Raw genomic sequence first — 3111 nt, forward strand, 5'->3', positions numbered from 1 at the left:
CATCGACGGAACCGAACTCACCCCCGACTACTGGTACCGCAACCTCCGCCAACCCGTCCAATTCCACACCACCATCAACAAACTCCTCACCGACCGCTGTACAACTTTTCTCGAGCCGAGCTCGCATCCGGTCCTCGCCGCATCCATCCAGGACGCCGCTGACATCGTCGATGCCCAGGTGACCATCAGCGGTGCGCTGCGCCGCCACCGTGGCAGCCATGCGGATTTCCTCGCTTCCACCACATATGTGTGGGCGTGCGGCCTTCACGTCGACTGGAGCGCGCAGTACCCCGGCGGTGGTCTCATCCCGCTGCCGACCTATCCCTTCCAGCGCACCCGGTACTGGCTGGACGCACCGGCCGGCCCCCTGGTCCCAGGTGGCGGCAGCGACGGTGGTGACCAGGAATTCTGGGAGGCAGTAGGGGCTGCTGACACCGAAGCGCTGGCTTCGGTGCTGGGTCTGGAGGAGGAACGCCCCGACTGGCTGGGGCAGGCCCTGCCCGCACTGTCCCGTCGCCGCAACCTGCACCGTGAGAGCACTGGCCTCGATGCGTTGCGTTATGCCGTCTCCTGGGTCCCGTCCAGTACGACCAGCGGCGGCTCGCCGACCGGCAAGTGGCTGGTCGTCGTCCCGGACGGTGATCAGGACTCCGAGTGGGCCCAGGCGGTACGGGCGGGGCTACGTGCCGGTGGAGCCGAGCCGGTGGAGCTTCGGCTGGGCACCGAGGACCGTGACGCACTGGGCAGCCGGCTGCCCCGAGAAGTGGACGCGGTTCTGTCGCTGCTTCCGATGGTAGACGTCGGTCCGCGGGACGGGCAGGCGGTTCCGGCAGGCACTGCCGCGACCCTGACACTGATCCATGCGCTCGCCGACGCCGGTCTTCAAGTTCCGCTGTGGACTCTCACTTCCGGCGCCGTCGCAGTGGAACGGTCGGATGTCCTGCGCAATCCCGAACAGAGCCAGGTGTGGGGCCTGGGCCGGGTAGCCGCGCTGGAGCAGCCCGAACGCTGGGGTGGGCTGGTGGACCTTCCCGGCTCCCCCAGCGAGCGCACCGTCGAATGGTTGCTCTCCGTGCTGGCGCAACGGAGCGAGGACCAGATTGCCATTCGCGAGCCCGCCACCTTCGTGCGCCGCCTGGTCCACGCCTCTGCCCGGCGGCCGGCCGCAAAGGTGCGACGGGATCGCGGCACGGTACTTGTCACTGGAGGCACCGGCGCGCTCGGAGCTCAGGTGGCGCGGAGACTCGCCCATGAGGGTGCGGGACACCTGGTTCTGGCAAGCCGGCGTGGCCCTCGGGCTCCGGGCGCGGAGACGCTCGCCGCAGAATTGCAGGCGCTCGGTACGCGCGTCGACGTCGTGGTGTGCGACGTGGGGGACCGGGCGGCCGTGGCCCGGTTGCTGGCCGAGTTCACCGTGACCTCGGTGTTCCACACCGCGGGTGTGCTCGACGACGCGGTGGTGGACTCCCTGACGGTCGGGCAGCTCGACCAGGTCCTGCGGGTGAAGGCCGAGGGTGCGCGACACCTGCACGAGCTCGCTGTCGATCTGGACGAATTCGTGCTGTTCTCCTCGGTCGCCGGAGTGCTCGGCATCCCCGGGCAGGGTGGTTACGCGCCAGGCAATGCCTATCTGGACGCGCTGGCCGAGCACCGGCGCTCCCTCGGTCTGCCCGCGGCCTCCTACGCCTGGGGTCCTTGGGCGGGTGACGGCATGGCAGCCCTCGACGGCGTGCAGGACAGGCTCGAGCGCCACGGTTTGCTGCCCTTGGATCCCGACTCGGCTCTGGCAGTGCTTGCTCACTGTTCCGACGATGACGGCGCGAGCACGATGGTCGCCGACATCCAGTGGGACCGCTTTCACCTCGCCTACTCCGAGGCCCGATCACGACCTCTCATCGAAGATCTCCCCGAGGTCCGCGCCTACGTGACTCGTGAGCCGGACAGCCGGGACCAGGACCCGACATCAGCGCTGGCCGGCCGCGTGCGGTCGCTGTCCGGGCCTGCTCGGTCGGCTGCGGTACTCGAGGTGGTGCGCGCCCAGGTCGCCGCTGTTCTGGGGCACACCGCCGTTCTGGCCCTCGACATCGAACGGCCTCTGCGGGACTTGGGCTTCGACTCGCTCACCGGGGTGGAGCTGCGCAACCGGCTCGCGGCGGAGACGGGGGTCCGGCTGCCGTCCAGCTTGATCTTCGACTATCCGACGGTCTCCGCGGTGGCGCACTACGTCGAAACTGTGCTGGTCGACGAGACCGACGTCAGCTCGGTCGCCGTCCCCAGCCAGGCAAGCGACGGTGACCCCGTGGTCATCGTGGCCATGGCATGCCGTTACCCGGGAAATGTCGGCTCGCCGGAGGACCTGTGGCAGCTGATCGTTGACGGCGGAGATGCGATCGGAGACTTCCCCACCGACCGCGGATGGGATCTGGAGCGGCTTCTGGCCCGGAACGCGGACGAACCGAGCCGCTCGGCGACCGGCCGCGGCGGCTTTCTCCACGACGCCGCTGACTTCGACGCCAGTCTCTTCGGAATATCGCCACGCGAGGCACTGGCCATGGATCCGCAGCAACGCCTGCTGCTGGAAGCGGCGTGGGAGACGTTCGAGCGTGCCGGGATCGACCCCTCTTCGGTGCGCGGCAGCCAGACCGGCGTGTTCGTCGGGTTGACCTATCAGGATTATCAGAGCAGGGTCGCTGAGCCTCCGGCGGAGCTGGAGGGGTATCTGCTGACGGGCATGACCGCCAGCGTCGCTTCGGGCCGCATCGCTTACACCTTTGGCCTCGAAGGGCCGGCCGTCACCATCGACACCGCCTGCTCCTCCTCCCTCGTCGCCCTGCACCTCGCGGTGGAATCGGTACGGCGCGGTGAGTCTTCCGCAGCCCTGGCGGGTGGTGTCGCGCTGATGGCGACACCACACATGTTCACCGAGTTCAGCCGACAGCAGGGGCTTTCCCCGGACGGCACGTGCAAGGCGTTCTCCAGCAGTGCGGACGGGTTCGGCGCCGCCGAGGGGGTCGGTCTGCTCCTCCTGGAACGCCTCTCCGACGCCCGGAGCAAGGGTCATCCTGTACTGGCTGTGGTACGTGGCTCGGCGGTGAACCAGGACGGGGCGTC

1 protein-coding gene is annotated in these 3111 nt (G+C 68.8%); it reads left to right on the forward strand.

The features are described 5' to 3' along the window. Window positions 1-3111, forward strand: a 3111-nt coding sequence (locus ACFVYE_RS47175) for an SDR family NAD(P)-dependent oxidoreductase (protein ID WP_389609750.1), incomplete at both ends; no start/stop codon positions are given.

It is taken from the genome of Streptomyces sp. NPDC058239 (assembly GCF_042882185.1).
GTDB lineage: Bacteria > Actinomycetota > Actinomycetes > Streptomycetales > Streptomycetaceae > Streptomyces.